The sequence below is a fragment of the Streptomyces sp. MUM 2J genome (genome assembly GCF_022414535.1).
GTDB lineage: Bacteria > Actinomycetota > Actinomycetes > Streptomycetales > Streptomycetaceae > Streptomyces.
This window is the reverse complement of the sequence record NZ_JADWYM010000008.1, coordinates 47,792-71,315: the sequence shown is the minus strand read 5'-3', so window position 1 is coordinate 71,315 and position 23,524 is coordinate 47,792. Positions and strand designations below refer to the sequence as shown.

Below are 23,524 nucleotides of genomic sequence, written 5' to 3'. Positions count from 1 at the left end.
GAACCCTGCTTCCGGATAAGGAGGTTGAGCCATGACTGAGGAACAGTTCACCCGCCGCACCGTGACCGTGGTCATGGCGGTCATCGCCGCCCTGGCCTTCGTCTTCTCCTTCGGCAACGTCTGGGCGCTCGCCCTGCGACTCGGGGTCCCGCACCCCATCGCGCCGCTGATCGCGCCCATGGTTGACCTATCCGTGGTCGGGCTCCTCGTCGCCCTACGCTTCTTGGCCCTGCGCGGCGTCCCCGAACCCGAACTCAAGGCGGGAACCCGCCTGCTGCACCTGTGCGGCGTGCTGACCCTGGGCCTGAACACCGCCGAACCGCTGATCCTCCAGCACTGGGGCCGCGCCGCGCTCGACACCGTCGCCCCGCTCCTGCTACTGGGCTGGGGGACCGTGGGCCCCTCGTTCCTGGCCCAGTTCCACGCCCTCACCCACACCGCTCCCGCCCTGCGGACTCCCGCCCCCGAACTCGCACCTGCCGCGGTGCCCGAACCCGTCACGGAGACGCCCACCCCCGCCCCGGCCCTGGCCGCTGCACCGGTCACCGCCACCCGCACCACCGCGACCGCCTCCCGCCCGGCCCTGCCCGCCGCACTGCTGGACGCGGCCCGCCGCATCGCGGACAACCACCACGCCGAGCACGGCACGCCGATCACGGCCGCCCAGCTCAAGACCCGTATGGGCGTCGCCCTGCCGGTCGCCACCGCCGCGCTCGCCCAGCTCTGACCTGGGCCACCCGCCGGCCGATTCACCCTCTCCGAACCAGTCGCCCACCTCTTGGGCCTGGTTCGTCATGCCTCCGGCAACAAGCCAACTCGCCGTCCTTCCCTGGCCGGTTGCTGCCCGGAGCCCACCCGACAGAAGGGACACGCCCCGAATGGTCACCCTGGACCTGCGCCACGTGGCAAGCCCCGCCGTGCGGGACCTGCTCCACCTCGTCAACCAGCCCGACTTCGACCGCGCACAGCACCAGATCGAACGCCTCGGCGGCTGCACCGAACCCGTCCGCCTGACCGGCCACACTGCCACCGTCGACACCACGACCGGCGAGGTACTGCGCTCCTACACCACGTCCGAGGAGCCCATGGGCAGCCTGCTCACCGCGTGCGGCAACCGCCGCGCCTCCCGCTGCCCGGCCTGCTCCCGCCTCTACGCCGCCGACACCTACCACCTCATCCGCGCCGGCCTCTCCGGCGGCAAGACCGTCCCCGACACCGTCCGCACCCGCCCCCGCGTCTTCGTCACCCTCACCCCGCCGTCCTTCGGCCCCGTCCACAACCGCCCCACCACCCCCGGCGGCAACATCCGGCCCTGCCGCTGCCGCAAGCTCCACGAACCCACGGACGCCCTGCTCGGGACGCCGCTGAACCCGGCAACGTACGACTACGCGGGCGCGGTCCTGTTCAACGCCCACGCCGGAGCCTTGTGGGCCCGCTTCACCACCTACCTGCGCCGCGAACTCGCCGCCCGACTCGGCATGACCCAGAAGGCCGCCCACACGGCAATGCGGGTCTCCTTCGCCAAGGTCGCCGAATACCAGCAGCGCGGCCTGGTCCACTTCCACGCCGTCATCCGCCTCGACGGCCCGGACGGCACCAGCCAGACCCCGCCGCCGTACGCCACCGTCGCCGTGCTCACCGACGCCGTACGCGCCGCCGCCGCCCGAGTCCGCGTCAGGGTCGAGTCGGACGCGGTCGGGGAACGCGAACTCGCCTGGGGCGAACAACTCGACGTACGCGAGATCGCCGCCTTCGGCACCGACGCCGAAGTCACCGACCAGGCCGTGGCCGCCTACGTGGCGAAGTACGCCACCAAGTCCGCCGACGCCTCCGGCACCCTCGACCGCGCCCTGTTCTGCCGCCCCTGCCAGGGACGCGGCGCCACCCTCTTGCCCCACGGAACCCCGCTCCCCTGCACCGCATGCGACGGCACCGGACAGGCCCGGCCCCTGCCACGGCTCGCAGTCGCACGCCACGTGCGGCAGATGATCCGCACCTGCTGGGAGCTGGGCAAGCTGCCAGAGTTCGCCAGTCTGAAGCTCTGGAAGTGGGCACACATGCTCGGTTTCCGGGGCCACTTCTCCACCAAATCCCGCCGCTACTCCACCACCCTCGGCGCGCTGCGCGCCGCCCGCCGCGCCTGGCGCACCGAACAGGCCCGCTCCCACGCTGGCCTGCCCGAGCACGACCCGGACACCACCCTCGTCGTCGGCCACTGGACCTATCTCGGCTCGGGCTATAGCCCCGGCGCCGCGCTCCTGGCTGCCGCCGTCTGGCATCGCAGGGAGCTGGAACGCCGGTTCATCGCCGAAGGGGGCTGCTGATGACCTCGCCCCCGCCCACTGTCCTCCACCCGGAGACAGAGCCAGCGCTGGACCTGCTGACGGTTCCCCAGGTCATGGCCCGCCTCCAGCTCGGCCGCTCCGCCGTCTACGACCTGCTCCGCACCCGCCAGCTCGCCTCGATCACCCTCGGCCGCGCCCGCCGCATCCCCGCCCACGCGCTCACCGACTTCATCCGCACCCGCCTCGACCAGGAAGCCGCGTAATGACCACTCCCCGAGACAGCAGCCCCTCCCGCCGCACCCGCGCCAACGGCGACGGAACCGTCTACCAGCGCAAGGACAGCCGCTGGGAAGCCGCCGGATACGTCCTCGCCCCCGGCAACACTCGCAAGCGCATCCGCGTCTACGGCACCACCAGGAAGGAGGCCCTGGCGAAGCTCACGGAGAAGATCGCCGCCAGCAACCGTGGTGTCCCCGTCCCGTCTGCGCAGGGCAGCGTGGCCGCGTACCTGACGTACTGGCTCGACGCTGTCGCCGTCTACCAGATCCGCGAGAACACCCACACTCGCTACACCGCCGTCGCCCGGCTCTACCTCATCCCCGGCCTCGGACGAAAGAAGCTCGCCAAGCTCACCGCCAAGGACGTCCGCACCTGGCTCAACCAACTCCGCACCAGCTGCCAATGCTGCGCCCGCGGCCTCGACGCGGCCCGTGAACAACCCCTTTGCTGCGCCGCCGGGAAGTGCTGCGCAAGGCGGCTCTCGCCCCTGACCCTGGCCTACGTGCACTCCGTACTCAAGTCCGCCCTGGAGCACGCCGTGCGCGAGGAAGAGATCCCACACAACGTCGCCCGAAACGTCCGCACCGACACACCCCGCCCCCGCCGCTTCGAACCCCTCACCGCCGACGAAGCCCGCAAATTTCTGGCCGCCGCCAACGGTCACCGGTTGCAGGCGCTGTTCGAACTCGCCCTGCACACCGGGCTCCGCAAGGGCGAACTTCTCGGCCTACGCTGGGAAGACCTCGACCTGGCCGGCGGAACCGCCAGCATCCGCCGCACCCTCCAGCGCACCAACTCCAGCGGCCTGACCGCCCTCCCGACCAAGACCAAGACCTCCGAACGACGCATCGCCCTGCCCACGCCGTGCTTGGGCTCCCTCGAACAGCACCGCAACCGGCAACTCCAGGAACGCGAGGCGGCGGGGACGGACTGGAAGGACAGCGGCTATGTTTTCACCCGTCCCGACGGCGCCCCGATCGAAGGATCCACCCTCACCCGGCACTTCAACACCCTGCTCCGCCGGGCCAGGCTCCGCCGCATCCGGTTCCACGACCTCCGCCACTCGACCGCGACCCTCCTCCTGGAACAAGGAGTGGAACTCGTCGTGATCAAGGAGCTGTTGGGCCACGCCCACATCGGCGTCACCGCGACCGTGTACGCCCACGTCCGGCTCCGCCTCCAGCGCGACGCCATCGACCTCCTCGGACACGCCCTCCGCAACCCCACCGAGACCACCAGCAAGCCCGACGACGGCAACGAACCACCCCTCGTCGGAGCCGCCGTCCGCTGACGTTGCCGTCAACTACTGCCGTCACCCCGCCCAGACGCCCCGCCAGATGCCATCTGGCGGGGCGTCATATTTGCTCGCGCACGCGCCCCAAAGTCAGCAAGTGGCGAGATCTACGCGAAATTCTCGCATTAGTCCCACAATCGAATCCAGGAAGGCATTATCAAGGGATTCTTGAGACGTCTGAAAGTTCCGCCAAATAATCCTCGCCGGGGGCCCTTCGCCGAAACTCGAAGAAATACAGCCCGCGAGAGCGTCAAGATTCGACCCAAAGTAACCGCCCGGGCCATTGACTGCCTCACCCAATGCACAGTAGAACCCCGACTTCGTGGAAATTTGCCCACCGTCCAAGTGGACAACGTCCTCCACTCCATAGCGAGCAGCCCTACGGTTCGAAGCGAACCAGGAGTTTTGAACAACGTGCAGCCATGCGCCCTGATAGTTCGCCGGCCACCGAACCCATTCACCCTTCTCCAGGGCGACCCCTGATGCCCAACGCAGCCAAATTCTCTCAGCTTCGGGATACTCGCAACGATTACCAAAGAACCGGAAAGCGACTCTTGGAATATTTCCGCCTGGCTCCCCTACGCCAGGGTCTCCGAGCACAGCCCGACCAATGAAGTACTCGCCAATCTTCTCCCGTTGACGATTCATGACCGCCATCACTGCATCTTCGACCCTCCGCCCACCCTTCTCGACCTCATGGGCCCTCAGGAAGGCCACTTCCGGCGATTCCGCTTCCGGGTCGACAAAAAACCCCTCTACTCCCTCAGCGGCAACAAGCACCCCCCCGGACTCTTCATCCGATACCACGTACATCGGAAAATCTGCCTTACCCACTACGGGCAGTTCGCCAGCCACACCTAATCCCCAAACCGGAACTGGTGCAGCGACAATCAAGTCGCTGCACCAGTTAACCAATAGAGCTACTAATTCCACCCCGAGTCAGGGAAATGGGGTGCACTGAAGCGTTGAATCTTCGTGTAATGCGTGGACGTCCAGCCGTATACCTTGACGCCGTTCGGCAGCTCCTTTTCCAGGATTCTGTCAGTTTCAGGCCTGCCCGGCACGCGGTACTCCTTAGAACCTGCCCACCACGGGTGTTCACGTCCCCCGTACGTATCGTGCGAAGGAATCCGCCCTGCCCTCACGTCGTCGTAGGCCGAAGCGATCTTATTGTTCATCCCCCTGGGCAGGGGATCCGACAACCTCCCAGTGGGACAGCCGTTGCTGTTGTGAACGAGGACCGGAGTCTCGCCCGCCAGCACATAGTACGTGTGCAGGCCCTCGATGGTCAGGTCGTACGTGACGTGCTGCGCCGTGTACGCCTTCACACCGACGATCGTGGATGTTCCACCGTCGTCGTTCTGGAGCTTCTGCCCCGTCTTGAGGTCGCCCGCCTGGGTCCAGGCGTTCCGGGTGGCCTCGTAGAACTGGTGGTGCTCGGTGGTGTGGATCGTCTTCGGACCGGCCGGGGTGGCCACCGTGACGTCCACGTAGTCGCGGTCGGTCTTGGTGACGATCACCGCCGCGACGCGGTGCTTCTCCTTGTCCTTCTTGCCCGGCTCGGCCGTCAGGATGTAGTCCCCGGCCTTCACCTGCGAGATCAGCTTGGTCACGCCGGCGGCCATCAGGACCGACGTGGCTCCGATGAAGCTGTGCGGCACCTGCGTGCGGCAGCCGCCGCGGCTCCCGCCCGGCTTCGGCTTCGGCTTCGCCTTCGGGCTGCGGACGCTGCCCACGGCTCCGAAGACGCCGCCCATCGCCGCGCCGATCGCGGTGGCCTTCGCGGCGCCGCCTGCGGAGCAGCCCTCCTCGCTGTTGACGCAGGAGGTTCCGTAGGTGACGGCTCCGCCGAGGGCGCCGTCCGCGGCACCGGCCGCCGCGCCCGCGAGGATGCGTCCGGCTGCCCCGGAGAGCACGCGGCCCACTGAACTGGCCACGGCGCCCCCCAGTGCGCCGCCGATGAGGCCGGTGGCCACACCCACGCCGACGGCCAGGGCGAACCCGCCCAGCGACTTCGGGCCGTCGCTCATCAGGTAGCCGACGCTGTTGGCCGCGATACCCGCGGCCACCGCGCAGCCGACGGCTCCGACACCGAAGCTGCCTACCGTGCAGCCGGCGAAGACGGCGAAGCCGACGCCCACCGAGACGATGGTGGCCGCGTTCTCCTTGACGAAGTCCGCGGTCGCCTTCTTGGCCTTCTGGATGCCCTCGCCGACCTTGTCGAGGCCCTTCGCGACGGTGTCGGCGACGTTCCCGACCACCTTCGCGGCCTGGGACACCCTCGCGGTGACCTGTTTGGCCACCTGCGTGGCCACCCTGCGGCCGTAGTTCTTGACCTGGTTGTACCTGTTCTTGGCCTGTTTGTACTTCTGGCTGCTCCAGTTCTTGACCTTGTGCCCCAGGTCCTTGACCCGGTTCACCGCCGTGCCGAGTTTCCGGCCTGCCGCGTGGGCGAGCCGCAGAGCGCCCGCCTTGAGAGCGTTCTTGACCGCCCTCGCCTGGGCGAGCCGGTGGTTGATCTGGTTCTTGATCGCGGCGACGGACGAGTGGTAGACGCTCGACGCCGTTCTGGTGACCGTGCGCCGCGCGCTCGACAGGGCCTTGGTGGTCTTGTGCCAGCCCTTCGAGATCGCTGAGCCGATGCTGCCCCAGCCGAAGTGACCCGTGGGGTCGACGGTCGCCATCGGGTTGTCGTTGGCGTAGCCGTAGCGGTTGGCCGAGGCGGAGTCACCGGGCGAGCCGGTGCGGACCGTGTCCCGGCTGTTGAACTGGCCGGTCTCCGGGGAGTACCAGCGCGCGGCCATGTTGACCTTGTCGGTGCCCGGGTCGGTCCACCCCGACTGGTAGCCCAACCGGCCGATCATCCCGGTGGACTGGGCCACCTTGCCGAACGGCGTGTACGTGGCCGAGCCGGTCAGCGCCTCCCCGTCCGCGGTGAACTGGGCCACCACGTCCGTGTGCAGGTCGGTCATGGCCAGGACGGCCGCACCCGGGGTCTTCACGCCGATCAGTGAGCCGTCCACGTTGCGGCTGTAGGACGCGACACCGTCCGAGGCCACGTCGTTCCCGGTTCCGCTGTACTGGAAGCCGTACAGCTCGGTGCCGTTGCCGTCCTCGGCGCCCAGTACGCGGTCCAGACCGTCGTAGGCGTAGGTGCGGTCGCCCTCGCTGATCACCCGGTTGAAGGCGTCCGCCGCCGTCGAGGTGGTCTGGCCGCCCTCGTCCGTGACCGAGCGCAGCGTGCCGCGCGCGGTGTAGGAGTAGGAGCTGTGCCCGTCCGAGGTGAGCCGGTTGCGGGCGTCGTAGGTGTAGGTGTCGCCTCCCACGCGGGTGCGGTTGCCGGACGCGTCGTAGCCGTAGACCTCCGTGGTCGTCCCGTTGTTCCAGGACGCCAGGCGGTCGGCCCAGTCGTAGGTGTAGGTGTTGGCGGAGGCTCCCGCCACACCGGTGGTCGTCTTCGAGGTCTCGTTGCCGTTGGCGTCCCACCCGTAGCCGATGTCCGCCAGTTCCTGGCCGGTGGGCGAGGTGAGCCGGTCGTCGGTCAGCCGCTGCAGCGCGTCGTAGGCGAACGTCCGCTTCGCCTTGCCCGTGCCGTAGTCGATGGAGGTGACGTTGCTGTTGACGTCGTAGCCGTAGGACATCGACGTGCCGGTGGCTCCGTCGGCGACCGTCTTGAGGCGGCCCGCCGTGTCGTAGCCGTAGGCGGACGTACCGGAGGCGTCCGTGCGGGAGGTCATCGCGCCGTCGCCGTTGTAGGCGAAGGACGAGGTTCCCGACGGTCCCGCCGTGGAGAGCAGCAGGCCCCGGTCGTCGTAGGTGAAGGTGTCCTTCTCCGTTCCGGCGCCCGCGACGGCGGTGACCCGGTCCGCGGCGTCGTAGTCGTAGGTGTGGTCCTCCGTCGCTGCCTCGGCGCCGGTGCCGGACTGACGGACCAGCCGGCTGTTGGCGTCATAGGCGTAGGAGACCGTCACCCCGCCGGGGGAACGGTTCTCCGTCGGCCGGCCCGCCGCGTCGTAGACGGTGGTGAAGGTCCGGTCCGCGAGGTCCGGATGGGCCGGTGTCGAGGGCTCGATCTCCGACTCCGGCAGCCCCCACGCGTTGTACGTCGTCAGGAAGGGGTTGCCCCGTCCGTCGGTGAAGCGGGTGAGGTGGCCCGCCGCGTCGTACCCGTAGGTGGTGGTGACGGACTCGGTCGCCGAGACCGGTTCCACCACCTGGGTGACCAGACCCGAGGCGTCGTAGCCGAAGGTCGTGGTGTGTCCGCGGTAGTCGGTGGAGGTCAGCGGATTGCCGGAGCGGTCGTAGGTGGAACCGGCGGTCCGCAGTACGGTGCCCGAGGCGTCCAGGTCTCTGGTGGAGACCGGGTTGCCGAACCCGTCGTAGGTGTTCTCGGTGCTCGTGCCGTCGGGCCCCTTGGAGGTGAGCAGCGCTCCCTTCATGGTGTAGGTGTACGTGGAGGAGTTGCCCGCGCCGTCGGTGCTCCTGGTGACCTGTCCCAGGGTGTCGTACGCGTACGTCCGCTCCACCCCGGTCGGGGAGACGGACCGGGAGAGCCGGCCGCCGGGTGCGTCGTACTCGTAGCTCGTCGTGTACGACTGCTGGGTGGGCACCCGCTCGACGCTGGTGCTGGTGACCTGGTTGCCCAGGTAGTCCCAGGTCATCTCCTGACGGGCACCGCCCGGCCGGGTCACCGACAGCTGCTTGCCGTTGTCGGTGTAGCCGTACGTGGTGGTGGCGCCGCTCGGTTCGGTGACCGAGGCGATGGTGCCCAGCTGCGTGTACGTGTACGAGGTGCGGTTGCCCAGCGGGTCGACCTCGGCGGTGACCTGACCGAGCTTGTTGTACTCGTTCCAGGAGGTGGCCGTGATCGGCGTGGCCGAGCCGGGAGCCGTGTAGGCCGGCGCCGTGGTGGAGGTCTCCTGGCCGTCGGCGTCATAGGCGCGGACGGTCACGTTCCCCAGCGGGTCGGCCTGTTCGGTCGCCTCGCCGAACGTGTTGAAACCGGTCATGGAGACGGGGCGGACGGAGACCGGGGTCCCGCCCTCCTGCTCCGCCTGGACGGTCGGCTCGGTGACGGAGGTCTGCCGACCGGCCTCGTCGTAGCCGTAGTCGGTGACGTCGCCGTCGGCATCGGTGATCGACAGCGGCAGGCCGCGCTGGTCGAGCTTCCAGGTGGTGGAGCGCACCGAGCTGCCTGCGGCCGGGAGCGTGCCGCCGTAGAGCGACGACACCTGGGACGAGGTTAGTGCCTCGCCGTAGACCTGGACGTCGTCCAGGCCGCCCTTGAGCCTGCCGTCGTAGCCCGTCCCGATCTGCCAGCGTCCGAGTTGCAGGGCGCCGGTGGCCTCCCATGTGCTGGTGAACGGCTTCTCCTGGACGAGCGTGCCGTTGACATACAGGCGGATCTTCGCCGCCTCGGCGTCGTAGACACCGACGAGATGCGTCCAGGTGCCCGCGGACACCGCGGCCGTACCGGATGCGGCGCTGACGTACGAGGCGCTCGTGCTGTCGGCGACCCGGCGCAGGAACGTCCATCCCAGGCTCGTGGAGTAGTACAGGACGAATCCGTAGACGTTGTCGCCGTTCTGCGAGACCAAGCCCCGGGATGCCGTCGTGTCGGTCACCTTCGCCCATGTGGAGACGGTGAAGCTGCCGCTGGTGTTGACCACCGGGCCGTCGGTCTGCGCGTACGACTGGGCGTCGCCGTCGAAGACGGCACTGCCGCCGTGGTCGGTGTTCCAGTGCATGCCGGTGCCGTGGGCCCCGGTGTTGTTCGCGCCGGAGGAGTCACCGACGGAGTAGCCCGTGGTCTCGTCCAGCGCGTACCGGGCCACCGGCGCCGTACTGCCGTCATGGACGGTGACCCCGGTGACGTTGCCCAACTTGTCGTAGCGGGTGTCCTTGGTGGACACCTCGCCGGAGGCCGGGTCGGTCTCCGACTCGGAGACCACGTTGTCGTCGGGGTCGTAGGAGACCGTCGTCGTCCGGGCGAACCCGGCCGGGTCCAGCACCGAGGAGACCGTACGGTCGGCCGCGTCCACCGTGAAGGCGCTGGTGACCTGACCGTTGTCGGTGACCTGCTTGATCAGGTTGCCGGCCGCGTCGTACGTGTTGTCCCGCAGCGTGAAGGACTTGCCGGACTGGGGGTCCTTGCGGACCACGGTCGCGGAGCGGCCGTCGTCGGTGTAGGTGTACTCCGTCGTCCAGCCCAGCGCGTCGGTGAGGGAGGCGAGGCGTCCCGCCGGGTCGTAGGACCGCGACTCCTGCACCAGGGTGGTCGGGGACGAGGGGTTGTTCGGGTCCCCGGCGTAGTTCAGCAGGCTCCTGGTGAGGAGCCGGCCCTCACCGTCGTAGGCGTAGGTGTTGACCTTCCCGATCGGGTCGGTCTCCCGCACCGTGTTGCCGTAGGCGTCGTACGCGAAGGAGGTGGTACCGCCTCCCGGGTCCGTCCTGCTCGCGAGCTGGTTGTGGGCGTCGTACGTCATCGAGGTGGTACGTGCCGCGTCACCGCCCGACAGGTCGGCGACGGTCTGCGACACGATGTTGCCGTCGGCGTCGTAGCCGGTGGTGGTCCTGGCCTGGTGCACCGCGCCGGTGACCCGGTTGGTGACCTGCGGCCCGGTCTCGGTGACGACCCGGTCGTCCTTGTCGTACGTCCGGGTGGTCGACATGCCCGCGGGGACCGCGTCCGAGGTCTCGGTCCGGGTGGTCAGCCGGCCGAGGCCGTCGTAGCCGAACGCCACCGCGCCGCCGTTGGCGTCCGTGATCCCGGCGAGGTCTCCGTTCGCGTAGTAGCTGTAGGAGGTCTTCCGCCCGCTGGCGGTGGTCACCTGGGACACCAGTCCGGCGGGTGCGGTGGCGGTACCGCCCTCCGCCGCCGGGGTGCCGGCCGTGGTGTACGCCGTCGAGGTGGTCCGGCCCTGCGGGTGCCCGGCCACCGGCGGGGTGGTCACGGACAGCACGTTGCCGTTCGTGTCGTAGGTGTAGGTGGTCAGGTAGGTGTTGTCCGAGGGACCCGAGGAACGGCCGTCGCGCTCGGTGAGCACCAGGTCGTTGCGCCGGTCCATCGGCGGGAACGCGGTGGTCGCGTCCGGGTAGTAGGTGAAGTACGTGGTGGAGCACTTGTCGGCCGCGGTGTCCTGGCAGGTGGTCGCGGAGACCGTGTTGCCGCGCACGTCGTGGCCGGTGACGCGCCGGTTGCCGTTGGCGTCCGTCACGGTGTGCAGGAAGCCACCGGTGTCGTAGCCGTAGGTGGTGCGCTGGCCCTCGGTGTCGATCGACGCCAGCAGGCGGTTGCCCATCTCCGCGTCGTAGACGTAGGTGAGCGTCTTGTCGGCCGGGTCGGTCAGGGTGACCGTGCGGACCGGGGCGACGCCCGAGGACGCCTTGTAGGCGGACCAGTGGCGACCGACCTCGGCCTCGGTCAGCCCCGTGCGGTAGACGGCGACTTCCCCGATGGAACCGTTGAAGTAGCTGATGTCGGCCGGAGAGCTGTACCAGCTCTTGGTGAACCCGGCGCCGATGAAGGTCCGGGTGGTGGTCTGGTCGTCCGGGGTGCCGGTGTAGTCGGCCTGCTTCTTGCCGTCCAGGTAGAGGGTCTGCTGACCACCGGAGGCACTGAGCACCGCGTGGTGCCAGGCGTTGTCGGTCACCGTCGACGTGGAGCCGAAGGTGCTGCCGCCGCTGCCGGACTTGTCCCACCAGTGGCCGTGCAGCTTGTGGTCGGCGCCGACGTAGAGCACCGGACTCCACGAGCCGCCGACCCCGGCGGGGTCGTCGGGCGCGCGGCTCTGGTCGCTCATCAGCACACCGGGCCCGGCGGTCTTGAACCACAGCTCGACCGATCGGTCCGTGCTGTCGTGCCAGACGCCGTACGGCACCTCCGCGTAGGAGCTGGTGCCGTCGAACGCGGCCGCCGTCTCGTCCCCGGCGCCGAACGGGCCGGTGACGCCCTGGGTGACGGTGTTGTAGGTGCCGAAGCCGGTGTGCACCTCGTTGGCGGCCTGCGCGGCGCCCTGGGTGTCGCCCAGACGCCAGTAGCCGTGCGGGGCGGCGCCCATCACGGCCGAGCGGTACACCTGGGAGGAGCCGGTGACGGTGGCAGGGTGCAGCTTCCAGGTGCCGCCGTTGCCGTCCGTGGCCTGCAGGACCGTGTCATCGGCGGTGCCGTAGACCACCGAGGACCGGGTCTTGCCGCCCGGGGTGGTGATGCCGTCCAGCAGGCCGGCGGAGTGGGTGGCCGCCTGGTACTGGGCACCGATCTGCTCCGCGCCCAGGGGAGCGGTGTAGATCGCGACCTCGGCGAGCTGCCCGGCGTAGTGGCCGAGTTCGTCGTCCGGGTCCATCGCCGGCCAGCCGTGGGTGTTCACACCCGCGCCGAGCGTGATGTACGGGGTGTTCCAGTCCTTGATCTCACCGGACTTGGTGCCCTGGGAGACACCGTCCAGGTACATGGTCTGGGTGTTGCCCGCACCGGTGAGCGCCGCCTGGTGCCACTGGCCGTCGGTGACGGTGGCTGAGGAGGTGATCGTGGTGCCGCAGTTCCCGGTCGCCAGGCAGCCGCGCAGCTTGCCGTCGGTGCCGACGAAGAGTGCCGGGGTGTTGTAGTGGGTGCTCGCGACCGGGTCGGCCGCGCTCATCGGCTGGTCGCCGTAGTAGAAGAGCACGCCGCCGGCCTGGGTGGTCTTGAACCACAGCGAGATCGTCGTGTACGAGGGTGTGGCGCCGGGGGCGCTCGGCATCTCCACGTACGAGGTGGAGCCGTTGAAGCCGGCCGTCTTCAGGGTGGAGCCGGCCAGCAGGCCGGAGCCGCCCAGGGCCACGTCGTGGTAAAGGGCGTTGTACTTGCCCTGGTTGACGGAGACGGCGTCCGTGGCGACGGTCGCACCGGTGTCCTCACCGAGCCGCCAGAAGGCGTACGGGTCGGCGTCCAGCACCGTGGTCCGGTGGTGGTTGCCGGTCGCGTAGGTGTACGTGGTGCAGGCGGTCGGGTCGGCCGGCGGGCACACGCCCGTCAGCTGGTCGCCGGTGTAGCCGTATGTCCAGGTCTGGGCCGTGGTCGCGTCACCCGCGACGGACGGATCGGTGGTCACCGTGCTCACGTGCGCGGCGGTGGCCCCGGCCGGCGTGGACCAGGCCAGGGTCAGCGAGCGGTTCGATGTGGTGTTGGTGACCTTCGTCAGCCGGTGGGAGGTGTCGTAGGCGAAGGTCTCCGCCCGGCCGGCGTAGTCGGTGATGCCGGATATCGCGTAGCTGCCCGTCGTGCCGGTGGTCCCGGTGAAGCTGTAGGCGGTGAAGTCCTTGTCCGTCAGCTTGTAGCCGCCGGTGACGGCCTGCAGCCGGGCGTAGCGGCCCAGTGGCGGCACGAACGTCCCGTCGCCGTTGCGTCCGAAGGCGATCTGCTCACCGCCCGGGTAGGTGAGCACCACGCTGGTGACCGTGCCCGTGCTGTCCTTGGCCTCGGTGGCACGCATGTCGGCCACGGTGGACCAGCCGGCACCGAAGGCGTTGTCGATGCGCGGGTCGAGGCTGTTGTACGCGCGGTCGATGCGCAGCGAGGGCCCGACCACCGAGACGTCGGCGTCGGTGTCCGCGGTGGTGTAGTTGCCGTCGGACGGGTCGAACTCGTGGCCGTTGGCGTTCTGCGCCAGTCCCGAGGTCACCGGGGGCTGCGGCACCGCGGTGGAGAACCGGCTGGCCGAGTACAGCACCGCGTCGTAGCCGTCGGTGACGCTCACGTACCAGAGGTAGTTCTTCGACCAGGTGAGCTTGCCCGCCGGCACGCGCCAGGTCGGCGAGGAGGTGAGGCCGGAGGAGGCCACGGGCGTGTTGCTGCCGGAGTCCGCGTCGTACACCTCGAAGGAGTACGAGAGGGCACCGGGCCAGTTGTCCGCGTCGCTCGCGTAGACCAGCAGTTCGGGCTGGAGGGTGCGGGCCCGGTAGTTCACCGGCGGGTACTGGGCGTTGACCTGAGGCTTGGTGTTCGGCGTGTAGGTGAGTTCGAGCGCCGGACGGAAGCCGGAGGTGGACGAGTTGTCCGAGTGGAACTTCTTCCAGTGCAGGCCGTCGTTGACCGGGGCGGTCAGCGCCAGCCCGTACTGGGTGGCTCCGACGGCGATCTGGTCGAACCACGAGGTCGGGAGGGTGACCGGCATCTTCACGCCCACGCTGGTGGAGGCGCTGGTGTTGGTGCAGGAGGAGCCGGGGTCGACCGTGGCCGAGCCGATGGCCGTGCTGTAGGACGGCCCCGGGTAGGTCGTGGTCGTCGTGGGCGACCAGGACTGGCTCACCGGGTGCACGTAGAACACCTCGGCCGTGCAGGTCGAGGACCAGGAGGCGTAGACGTTCAGCTTGGCGGACGTGACTCGCTGGCCCTTGAGCGTCGTGCCGAGCGAGGAGAACTGCAGGAAGGAGTTCGCCTTGTTCGTCCCGGAGTCGTAGGAACCGACCTTGATGACGTTCTCGGTGGACCGGTCGGCGCTGTAGTTGTTCTGGACGTAGGTGGTGTTGCTGGCGGTGATGGTCGGGTCGACGGTGACCGGGTAGACCCGCTCGGGCGCGTCCAGCCATGCCCGGTCGGCGGTCATCCGCAGGACCGTCGAGCCGCCGGAGCGGACCAGTGTGAAGTCGACGGCCCGGGACGCGGTGGCGTCACCGGAGCGCGGGTCGATCTTCGAGTCCGCCATGAACGCGTGCGGGACGGTCGCGGCCACCGTGCCCTTGGCGTCGGTGAACTCCACGTCACCGGCGGCCGTGATGCGCGGGGTCAGCTCCTCGGCGTCCAGCAGGAAGTCCCAGGAGTTCGGTGCGTCCGGCGACCGCAGGACCAGGTTCTCCTTGAACCCCTCGGCGAGCGGCACCATCTGGACGTCGGTGTCGGCCAGCACGCCCGGGTAGGTCACGGTGCCGTCGGAGGCGACCGAGGGTTCGGCCTCGGCGGCACCCTTCAGGGAGTACGAGAGCCGCTTGCCGGAGCCGAAGTCCACCGAGGCCAGGCGGTGGTCGGAGGCCTTCGGGGCGAAGTCCACGCCGAGCGAGTTGGCGCGTTCTTCGAGCCTGCCGCTCCCGTCCTTCTCCAGGGTGGTGTCGATCGGCTTCCAGGCGCCGTCGGTGCCCTTGAAGTTGGCCCGGCCCGTGTAGTGGCGCACGGTCGCCGAACCGTCGTCGTTGGCGTAGTAGTCGGAGGTCGCCGTGGACTTCCTGGCGTCCCGCTTGCTGGTACGCGGGTCGAAACCGTCGCCCGACCCGGCGGCGGGACCCGTGGTCACGGTGTGGGGGCGGTCGGACTGGCGCTGATAGGGGGCCAGTTCGCCCTTGCCCCTGCCGGGCGCGCGGCCGGCGGAGCCCTCGTGGCTGGTCTTCCCCGCCGTGGCGTGGTGACCCTTGCCGCGGGCCGTACCGCCCTGCTGCTCGGGGGTGTGGACGGGGTCCTCGTGTGCCCGGTCCCAGAGCCCCGAGAGAGAGAACCCGGGCAGGCTCACCGGTTCCAGCCTGGCCCCGGTGGCCATGGCGGTCTCCGTGGACAGCGCGCAGGAGAGGGAGACGAGGACGGACAATGCCGTGATCCGCGCTCTTCGCCTGCCGGTGCGACCCGGTGCGAAGAAGCGGGGACCACGGTCCCAGCGTTTGAACATGGACAGCCTTTACTTACACGGGACTTATGTGAACCCCCGTGAGCCTGCCCGATCTTCGAACTGGAATTTGAGCCGGGGTAGCTGGTTTTGCTGTTCGTTTGCCGAACCGCCCGCGCGCGTCCGGCCTCAGGCGTCACCTGCGTCGACGGTTCGTCGGATCGCGTCCGAGACGCCCTTTTCGGTCGCCTCCCCGGACCGCACGTTCGTGATGTTGGAGGCCTCGCGCGTGCCGTCGAGCAGGACGAACCTCACCTCGGGGTTGCGTGCGGCCTCCTCCTGGGCGACCTTCACCTCGGTGCTGCCGGCGGCGAGGATCACCTCGCACCGACGCTGCACCAGGCCGTTGAACACGGGGCGGACGGCCGCCTCCGACTGGTCGCCCATCACGGGAACGTAGGTCACCCGTATGCGGGTGTCCGAGGAGGCTTCCTGCATCCCCGCCCAGACGGGGGCGGCGGGGGCCCCGGCCGTGATGCCCTTGTCGTCGGTGAGCAGGCAGGCGTCGAAGTCCCGGTACTGCCGCGCCCGGGGATCCGGGGGCGCCGGCTTCTCATCCCCGGTGAAGGCACGCACCCCGAGGAGCGCCAGTGTGACGGCCACCGCCCCGGTCACGGCAAGGCCGCGTCGGCCGCGCAGTGCCGAGCCCGCCGTCCGCAGCAGCCGACGTGCCGTCGCACCGGACCGAGGTGGGGTCTTCCGGGCGGACATGCGCCATGCGCGCCGCGTCTTCATCGAGTCCGCCCCTCGTGCGCGCCACGCGTCGCGACCGGCCGGGGACGGGCCGCGGCCCCGGTGTCGGGCATCCGGGGCGGCGGCAGTTCGTTCTCGGACGGGGCGTGGTTCACGATCGACGGACCTTTCTCGGGGCACGCGGTCAGGGGCGACGCACGGGTGCGCACCTGGACGGCGCCCCCGGACGACGCCGTACGGTACAGCCCGGCTCCCGGGGGCCTTCCCTCCGGGGCGTGCGACTCCGGGCCGGTCGCCGTCGGGGTCCCCGGTGGCCGCCGGATGTGTCGCGGGTGGGCGCGGGGGTGGGAATCCTTCGGCACCGGCACGGTCGAGTCGGCAACGGAACGGGCTAGTTCCAGCCTCGAATCGGCCACCGACCGGCATCGGTACGTCTTCGGTTCGGCAACGGAAACAACTCGATCCGGGGAACGGGTGCCGACCGGTCGCCGAACTGCTCGCCGTCGACGGTGAATCTGTCCGGAATTGAGCCAACTGAGGCGGGTGCGGTGCGGCTACGGAGGGTGTTCGCCGCGACGGGGAGGGATCGAGTGCCTGATTGACGAGTTCAGGCCAACCCTTTACGGTCTGCGCCTGGATTGATCCATTCCGGATCATCGGAACCGTCGAACCCTGGGGGAGACACCATGAACTGGTTCATCGAGCCGCTGAAGAAGTACGCGGTGTTCAGCGGGCGCGCGCGCCGCAAGGAGTACTGGAGCTTCGCGCTGTTCGTCTGGGTCATCTACAGCGTGCTGATGGGTATCGGCAACGGGGCCGAGGTTACGGCCTTCCAGGTTCTCGCGATCGTCTTCTTCGTCGCGATCCTGATCCCCTACCTGGCCGTCGGCGTCCGCCGACTGCACGACACGGGCCGCTCCGGTTGGTGGATCCTGTTCGGGCTGGTCCCGCTGGTCGGCGACATCACCCTGTTCGTCTTCGCGGTTCTGGACAGCAAGCCGGGCCCCAACGAGTACGGCCCGAACCCGAAGGAGACGGACGTGGTTCCGGCGACCGCCGCCTGATCACCGCGCTCCTCTTCGTTTCGCCCGGCGGCGGTTGACGCCGCGGGGCCGGTTCCCTCCGGCCACCTCCTCCCTCGTCCGGGTCCGCCCCTGCCGCCGGCCCGCCCCCTGCCGGCCTCGCCCGCGGGGCCGGTCCGTGCGGGATGCCGGGAGTCTCACGGCGGACCGAACCCCGCGGTGCGTGGCGGCGCGGGGCCTCGGCCGGGTCAGGTCGGCCGGGGCCCCGCGCCGGGCCGGAACGGGGCGCGTCCGGGGCGGATCGTGCCGCGTCGGGCCGGGGTGGCTACGGCAGCGCGTGCACGTGCGTGCCGACGGCGTTCGACCAGGCGTTGCCCGCCGTGGCGTCCCAGTTCGTGGACCACGTCATCGCGCCCCTCAGGCCGGGGTACGTCTTCGATGGCTTGAAACTGCCGCAACCGGTGCCCTGGGTCAGGCAGTCCAGGGCGGCGTTGACCACGGACGGTGACACGTAGCCGCTGCCCGCGCCGCGGGTCGAGGCGGGCAGGCCCAGGCCGACCTGGGAGGGGGAGAGGCCGCCCTCCAACTGGATGCAGGCGAGCGCGGTCAGGAAGTCGACCGAACCCTGGCTGTAGACCCTGCCGTCGCAGCCCAGCATGGAACCGCTGTTGTAGTACTGCATGTTGACGACCGTGAGGATGTCCTTGAGGTTCAGGGCGGTCCGGAAGTAGGCGTTGGACGTCGACTGCATGTCGATGGTCTGCGGGGCCATCGTCAGGATCAGGGAGGGGCCCGCCTTCGCCGACAGGGAGCGCAGCGCCTGCGTCATGTAGGTCGCGTTGAGTCCGTTCTCCAGGTCGATGTCGACGCCGTCGAAGCCGTACGTCTGCATCAGCGTGTAGACGGAGTTCGCGAAGTTCGCCGCGGAGGTGGGGTCGTTGACGGAGACGGTGCCGTTCTGGCCGCCCACCGAGACGACGACCTTCTTGCCGGCGGCCTGCTTGGCCCTGATGTCCGCCTTGAACCGGTCGACGGTGTAGCCGCCGAGGCCGGCCGTGTCGAGGTGGAAGGCGACGGCCCCCGGGGTCGTCGTGGCGTCGGCGAAGGCCACCGCGATGATGTCGTACGCCGGCTGCACGTCCGACAGTTCCTGGACGGTCGCCCCGTTGTCGAAGTTCTGCCAGTAGCCGGTCACGGCGTGCTCGGGCAGATCCGTACCGCCCCCTCCACCGCCGCCCGGCGCCGCGGTCGTGGCCGTCACCGGCGCGGACTTCGGTGACTCGCCCGCCGCGTTCGCCGCCGTCACCCGGAAGCTGTACGAGGTCGAGGCCGCCAGGCCGGTCACCGTCGCCGAGGCGCTCGTCACCGACGCCACCTTCGTGCCGTCGCGGTAGACGTTGTAGGACGCCGCGTCCGGCACCGCGCTCCAGGACAGGGACACCGACGAGGACGTCGTTCCGGCGACCGCCAGGCCGGTGGGAGCGGCCGGGACCGTCGGGGCGGGGTCGCCGCCGGAACCACCGTCGGGGCCGTGGACGGAGATGTCGTCGGCGTAGTACGGGGCCTGGGCGTACCAGCCGTGGGTGTAGAGCGTGACCGAGGTCGTGGCCGCCCCCGTGGTGAAGCTCGTCGTCAACTGCTTCCAGGCCGGGGTGCCGGGGGTCCAGGTCGACACGTCCGTCGTGCCGGTGCCCGTCACGCCCAGGTAGGCGTACCCGCCCTGCACCCATGCGCTCAGCGTGTAGGCGGAGTCGGGCTGGACGGCCACCGTCTGGGTGCACCGGGCGTTGTCCTGCCCGCCGGGGGTGGCCTTCAGTGCGCCGGCGCCGCCGTGCACGGGGGAGGAGACGGTCGTGCCGCTGCTCGCGGAGCAGGTCCAGCCGGCCAGGCCCGACTCGAAGCCCGCGTTCTTCACGTTGTTGACGTCGGCGGCCGAGGCCTGGCCCGCGCCCGCGAAGGAGAGGGCGAGGGCTGCCACGAGGGTTCCCGCCCAGGCGCGTCTGGGCAGGGCTGGTGCGCGGTCCACTGGTGCCTCCGGGGAGGGAGAGGGGGGTAGGGACACGGTGGCCACCGTCGACGTATCAAGTTGGTCCAGACCAATTCAACTGTCAAGAGTCCGGGCCGAATCCGCCCGCCGAACCGACATCGCGGCGGACGTCTGCGCAACCTGTCCTGATTTGAAGCGACTTGTGCGGCGGTGTTTCGCGCGGAGCTGCGGAAAGGCTGTTCTCCGGTCACAGACGCGTGGTTACAGTGCTCAGGTAGTCACGCAGTGAAGTCATCTCGGTGCGCCGGTGTCACACCCGGCCACCGACAGGCGTGGATGGGGAGCTGCGCGTGCCAACTGCCATTGCCGTGACCGGTGCCGACCTGGCACTGCCGGCGCAGGACGAGCGAACCCTGCCCGCGGCCGTCCTGGGGGACATCGACCGACAGCCGCTGGAGCAGGCGCTCCGCGCCGTGCAGAACCTCGTCGAACAGCACGGGCACGTCGTCGTCGTGCACTCGGGGGCGACACCGCCCGGCGTGGAGCGCAGACTTCGCACCATCCGCTCCCTGCTGGAGAGCGACCGCATCGCCTTCCTCCGGCCCGACCTGCCGCCGCTGGCCGTCGCCGTCCTCGCCCGCCAGCTGCGCCAGCTCGCCTCCTGCGACCTCGGCCCCGGCGTCCTCGCCTCCGCCGGCCGGCTCCTCACCCACTACCTCCACGCCGGCGCCCTGCTCGGCTCCCTCACCCGCCTCGACCGCATCCCCGTCGACCTCAAGGCGCACGCCCGCTCCTGGGTGCCCGGCAGCCAGTTCGCCGTCCTCGCCCACCCCGAACCACGCGTCGTACGGCTCGGCACCCCGGACGCCGCCCTGCCCGGCCCCGACTTCGCCACCTCCCTGCTCGTCGCGCGGGGGCAGCTCCAGTCCGACTGGGTCGGCAGCACCCTCGCCCCGGCCTGGCAGGCACGCGGCCTGCGCGAGGCACCGCTGCCCGCCGAGTCCGCCGACTGGTGGGGCACCGGCAAGGCCATCGAGTTCTGCGCCTACCTGCCCGACCTGCCCGTCCTCTACCAACTCGTCGCCTCCGTGCGCCAGAACCCCTGCCACTGGTGCGGCCTCGACGTCATCGGCGACCGCTGCGTCTTCTGCTCCGCCACGCCGCCCGTCCTCGGCGAACTCCAGCCCTACGGCGGCCCGCAGCCGTACGGCCGCCGGCTCCCGGTCGGCTGATCGCGCCCCGTCCCCGCCCCGCCCACCCCCGATGAGGTTGCACGGTCCATGAACTCCCGTCAGCGCCGCGGCGTGATCCTCCTGCTCCTGTCGGTCCTGTGCGCCCTCGGCGCGTTCGCCGGCGTGCTCTCCGTCATCAGCGACGTGAAGTCCAAGGTCGGTCCCGAGGTCACCGCCTACCGGCTCAAGAGCAACATCAAGCCCTACACCGTACTCAGCGCGGACCAGTTCAAGCAGATCGAGATGCCCGAGCGCTGGCTGTCGGACACCGCCGTCACCGACCTGTCCGAGATCCGCGGCAAGACCGCCGTCACCACCCTGCACGCCGGGTCCCTGCTCCAGCGGGACATGATCGTCGACCGGCCCGCCCTCCAGCCCGGTCAACAGGAGGTCGCCATCATGATCGACGCGGCGACCGGCGTGGCCGGCAAGATCACCCCGGGTGCCACCGTCAACGTCTACGCCACCTTCGAGGGCGACAAGAAGGGCGAGCCCGACCAGTCCCGGGTCATCGTGACCGGTGCCCACGTCCTCGACGTCGGCAGGCTGACCGCCCTCGAACCCGACGCGGACCGCCGCACCCAGCCCACCGAGGCCGTCCCCATCACCTTCGCGCTGTCCGCGATCGACGCCCAGCGCATCACCTACGCCGAGTCGTTCGCCAAGCGGGTCCGCCTGGCGTTGGTCGCACCCGGCGGCGACGGCGGCGTCCCCGCACAGGACCGGACGTACGAACTCGCCAAGGACAAGTGAGAGGCCCGCATGACCACGAGGATCCTCCCGGCGGTCGGCGACGCGGACGCCGTCCGGTCCATCACCACCCTGCTCGGCCAGCTGCCCGACGTCGAACCCCTCGCCCCCGTCGTCGACTCCACCCAGCTCGTCGACACCCTCGCCCGGCTCGCCGCCGAGTCGGTGGGCGAGCTGCCCGAGGTCGTCGTCGTCCACGAGCGGATCGGCCCGGTGCCCGCACTGGAGCTGATCCGCGAGGTCTCCGTCCGCTTCCCGGCCGTCGGCGTCATCCTCGTCACCGCCGACGCCGGACCCGGCCTGTTCTCCGCCGCCATGGACTCCGGCGCCCGCGGCCTGGTCGCCCTGCCGCTGTCCTACGACGAACTCGCCAGCCGCGTCCAGGCCGTCGCCCAGTGGTCGGCGGGCGTCCGGCGCCATCTCGGCCACGGCGGCGACGTGTTCACCGGCGCCGGCGGCACCGTCGTCACCGTCAGCGGCGCCAAGGGAGGCGTCGGCGCCACCGTCACCGCCGTCCAGCTCGCCCTCGCCGCTCAGGCCTCCGGCCACAGCACCGTCCTGGTCGACCTGGACCTCCAGACCGGCGACATCGCCTCCTACCTGGACGTCCAGTTCCGCCGCTCGGTCGTCGACCTCGCCACCATCACCGACATCACCCCCCGCGTCCTGGCCGACGCCGTCTTCCAGCACGACACCGGCGTCGCCCTCCTCCTCGCACCCGCCGAGGGCGAACGCGGCGAGGAGGTCACCGACCGCGCCGCCCGCCACCTCGTCACCGCACTGCGCTCCCGCTACGAGGTCGTCGTCATCGACTGCGGGGCCCAGCTGGGCGGCGCCGGCGCAACCGCCGTCGAGATGGCCGACCGGGCCCTGCTGGTCACCACCCCGGACGTCGTCGCGGTCCGCGGCGCCAAACGCGTCGTCCGCATGTGGGACCGGCTCCAGATCCGCAAGGCCGAGGAGACCACCGTCGTCGTCAACCGCCACACCCGCGGTACGGAGATCCAGCCGCCGCTCGTCCAGAAGATCACCGGCACCGGCATCGCCGGCACCGCGGTCCCCGCCGCCTACAAGGAACTCCAGGCCGCGGTGGACGCCGGCCGCCTGCACGAACTCGACCACAAGGGCACGGTCAAGCAGGCTCTGTGGACGCTCGCCGGTGAACTCGGCCTGGTCAGGTCCCCGGAGGGCCACCGTGCCGGGGGACGGCTGCGCGGCGACCGATCCGCGGGCGGCTTCCGGCGGCGCAGGGAGGGCGGGGGATGAGGCGCCCGCCGACCGACCGGGGCCAGGTCACCGTCGAGTTCCTCGGCATGATCCCGCTGATCGTCGTCACCCTGGTGCTGCTGTGGCAGTTCGTGCTCGTGGGGTACACCTTCACGCTCGCGGGGAACGCTGCCGACGAGGCGGTCCGCGCGGCGACGGCCGCCGAACCGGGGGCGCGCGAGGGAGCGTGCGAGCGGGCGGGCCTCGACACGCTGTCGGGGGCCTGGAGGGGGGACGCACAGGTGACCTGCACGACCGGCGGCGGCTATGTGAAGGCCTCCGTCTCCCTGAGAGTTCCCGTTCTCTTCCCGGGCGTGATCGGCTTCCCGTTCACCGTGCACGGCTCGGCGGGAGCGGTGGAGGAGGTGACCGACCGAAATGGCGCCTGACGAGGCAGCGGAGGAAACGGAGCGGACGGTGCCGCGGCGCGGCCGGAGCGCCGAACCGCGCGGCGGGCGACACCGACACCGACACCGACCCCGGACCCGGACCCGGGCCGCGGGACTCGGGGACCGGAGCGCGGGGATCCCCGGCGGGGGCGGCGGCGCCCGGCTGAGGCGCCGCACCGCCCGGACCCCGGACCGTGCCTCGCACCGCTGGGGCCGCCCCGGCGGGCCGCGCCGCGGGCACATGCTGCTGCGGCGCCGCACCGCCCGGCTCGTGCGCGGCGGAGGGGACCGGGGGCAGGTCGCCCTGGAGTACCTGGGCTTCGTGCCCGTCCTGCTGCTCGTCGCACTCGCCGGCGTCCAGCTCGGCCTGATCGCCTACGCCGCCCAGCAGGCCGGTACGGCGGCCCGCTCCGGCGCCCGCAGCGCGTCCCTCCACCAGGGCGCCCAGCAGGGCTGCACCCGGGCCGTCAGCGGCTGGCTCGCCGACGGCACCCAGTGCTCCGCCGCCGAACTGGGCGAGGAGGTCCAGGTCACCGCCGACGTCGACATCCCTTCCCTGGTCCCCGGCTGGAGCTTCGGGCAGGCCCACCGGACGGCGACCATGCCGCTCGACCACTGACCCCGGACGTGCCGCCCGGCGGCCGGGAGGCCGACGAACCCGCCCCCTGCCCCCGGCCGACGGCCAGGACCGCCGACC

The 23,524-nt window shown here is 70.4% G+C and carries 14 protein-coding genes; 10 read left to right on the top strand and 4 right to left on the bottom strand.

Going from position 1 to position 23,524, the window contains the following annotated elements:
- The first annotated feature begins 31 nt into the window (after positions 1 to 31).
- The 4 genes from I3F54_RS10400 (at position 32) to I3F54_RS10385 (ending at position 3,855) form a co-directional block, all read left to right on the top strand.
- Complete coding sequence (locus I3F54_RS10400) at positions 32 to 727, top strand: DUF2637 domain-containing protein (RefSeq protein ID WP_240118383.1); 696 nt, start codon at positions 32 to 34, stop codon at positions 725 to 727.
- Between the two features lie 151 nt (positions 728 to 878).
- Entirely contained in the window at positions 879 to 2,324 is a 1,446-nt protein-coding gene (locus I3F54_RS10395) for a zinc finger-like domain-containing protein (protein ID WP_240118382.1), read from the top strand.
- Positions 2,324 to 2,548, top strand: coding sequence for a helix-turn-helix domain-containing protein (locus I3F54_RS10390; RefSeq protein ID WP_240118381.1), 225 nt, complete (start codon positions 2,324 to 2,326; stop codon positions 2,546 to 2,548). The genes I3F54_RS10395 and I3F54_RS10390 overlap by 1 nt, the downstream gene beginning before the upstream one ends.
- On the top strand, positions 2,548 to 3,855 hold the full coding sequence (locus I3F54_RS10385) for a site-specific integrase (protein WP_240118380.1): 1,308 nt from the start codon (positions 2,548 to 2,550) through the stop codon (positions 3,853 to 3,855). Before I3F54_RS10390 ends, I3F54_RS10385 begins: the two co-directional genes overlap by 1 nt.
- Positions 3,856 to 3,948: 93 nt before the next feature.
- Here I3F54_RS10385 and I3F54_RS32505 read toward each other — a convergent pair whose 3' ends face one another.
- From I3F54_RS32505 to I3F54_RS10375, 3 genes are all read right to left on the bottom strand, one after another.
- Positions 3,949 to 4,506: a barstar family protein gene (locus I3F54_RS32505; RefSeq protein ID WP_374205893.1), complete on the bottom strand. Its 558-nt coding sequence runs from the start codon at positions 4,504 to 4,506 to the stop codon at positions 3,949 to 3,951.
- Between the two features lie 275 nt (positions 4,507 to 4,781).
- On the bottom strand, positions 4,782 to 15,413 hold the full coding sequence (locus I3F54_RS10380; protein WP_240118379.1) for a LamG-like jellyroll fold domain-containing protein: 10,632 nt from the start codon (positions 15,411 to 15,413) through the stop codon (positions 4,782 to 4,784).
- 204 nt (positions 15,414 to 15,617) lie between these two features.
- Positions 15,618 to 16,223 carry a BMP family ABC transporter substrate-binding protein gene (locus tag I3F54_RS10375; protein ID WP_240118378.1) on the bottom strand — a complete coding sequence of 202 codons (606 nt, stop codon included), beginning with the start codon at positions 16,221 to 16,223 and terminating at the stop codon, positions 15,618 to 15,620.
- A gap of 644 nt (positions 16,224 to 16,867) precedes the next feature.
- Here I3F54_RS10375 and I3F54_RS10370 point away from each other — a divergent pair.
- Positions 16,868 to 17,245, top strand: a complete 378-nt coding sequence (locus tag I3F54_RS10370; RefSeq protein ID WP_240118377.1) for a DUF805 domain-containing protein — start codon at positions 16,868 to 16,870, stop codon at positions 17,243 to 17,245.
- A 283-nt stretch (positions 17,246 to 17,528) separates the two neighbouring features.
- Here I3F54_RS10370 and I3F54_RS10365 read toward each other — a convergent pair whose 3' ends face one another.
- On the bottom strand, positions 17,529 to 19,229 hold the full coding sequence (locus I3F54_RS10365; protein ID WP_240118376.1) for a chitinase: 1,701 nt from the start codon (positions 19,227 to 19,229) through the stop codon (positions 17,529 to 17,531).
- A 311-nt stretch (positions 19,230 to 19,540) separates the two neighbouring features.
- On the opposite strand from I3F54_RS10365, the gene I3F54_RS10360 reads away from it, so the two are divergent.
- The 5 genes from I3F54_RS10360 (at position 19,541) to I3F54_RS10340 (ending at position 23,446) form a co-directional block, all read left to right on the top strand.
- Positions 19,541 to 20,422 (top strand): hypothetical protein, encoded by an 882-nt coding sequence (locus tag I3F54_RS10360; RefSeq protein ID WP_240118375.1) that lies wholly within the window; start codon positions 19,541 to 19,543, stop codon positions 20,420 to 20,422.
- 48 nt (positions 20,423 to 20,470) lie between these two features.
- Complete coding sequence (gene cpaB, locus I3F54_RS10355; protein ID WP_240118374.1) at positions 20,471 to 21,175, top strand: Flp pilus assembly protein CpaB; 705 nt, start codon at positions 20,471 to 20,473, stop codon at positions 21,173 to 21,175.
- Positions 21,176 to 21,184: 9 nt separating this feature from the next.
- Complete coding sequence (locus I3F54_RS10350) at positions 21,185 to 22,438, top strand: AAA family ATPase (RefSeq protein WP_240118373.1); 1,254 nt, start codon at positions 21,185 to 21,187, stop codon at positions 22,436 to 22,438.
- Positions 22,435 to 22,827, top strand: coding sequence for a TadE family protein (locus I3F54_RS10345; protein ID WP_240118372.1), 393 nt, complete (start codon positions 22,435 to 22,437; stop codon positions 22,825 to 22,827). The genes I3F54_RS10350 and I3F54_RS10345 overlap by 4 nt, the downstream gene beginning before the upstream one ends.
- 241 nt (positions 22,828 to 23,068) lie before the next feature.
- Positions 23,069 to 23,446: a TadE/TadG family type IV pilus assembly protein gene (locus I3F54_RS10340; protein WP_240118371.1), complete on the top strand. Its 378-nt coding sequence runs from the start codon at positions 23,069 to 23,071 to the stop codon at positions 23,444 to 23,446.
- Positions 23,447 to 23,524: the final 78 nt, after the last annotated feature.

Bases quoted from the DNA above. Each gene is read 5' to 3' on its own strand.
- I3F54_RS32505 (WP_374205893.1), bottom strand. From the start codon at position 4,506: ATGAATCGTCAACGGGAGAAGATTGGCGAGTACTTCATTGGTCGGGCT.
- cpaB (WP_240118374.1), top strand. From the start codon at position 20,471: ATGAACTCCCGTCAGCGCCGCGGCGTGATCCTCCTGCTCCTGTCGGTC.
- I3F54_RS10400 (WP_240118383.1), top strand. From the start codon at position 32: ATGACTGAGGAACAGTTCACCCGCCGCACCGTGACCGTGGTCATGGCG.
- I3F54_RS10385 (WP_240118380.1), top strand. From the start codon at position 2,548: ATGACCACTCCCCGAGACAGCAGCCCCTCCCGCCGCACCCGCGCCAAC.
- I3F54_RS10375 (WP_240118378.1), bottom strand. From the start codon at position 16,223: ATGAAGACGCGGCGCGCATGGCGCATGTCCGCCCGGAAGACCCCACCT.
- I3F54_RS10340 (WP_240118371.1), top strand. From the start codon at position 23,069: ATGCTGCTGCGGCGCCGCACCGCCCGGCTCGTGCGCGGCGGAGGGGAC.
- I3F54_RS10350 (WP_240118373.1), top strand. From the start codon at position 21,185: ATGACCACGAGGATCCTCCCGGCGGTCGGCGACGCGGACGCCGTCCGG.
- I3F54_RS10370 (WP_240118377.1), top strand. From the start codon at position 16,868: ATGAACTGGTTCATCGAGCCGCTGAAGAAGTACGCGGTGTTCAGCGGG.
- I3F54_RS10390 (WP_240118381.1), top strand. From the start codon at position 2,324: ATGACCTCGCCCCCGCCCACTGTCCTCCACCCGGAGACAGAGCCAGCG.
- I3F54_RS10395 (WP_240118382.1), top strand. From the start codon at position 879: ATGGTCACCCTGGACCTGCGCCACGTGGCAAGCCCCGCCGTGCGGGAC.
- I3F54_RS10345 (WP_240118372.1), top strand. From the start codon at position 22,435: ATGAGGCGCCCGCCGACCGACCGGGGCCAGGTCACCGTCGAGTTCCTC.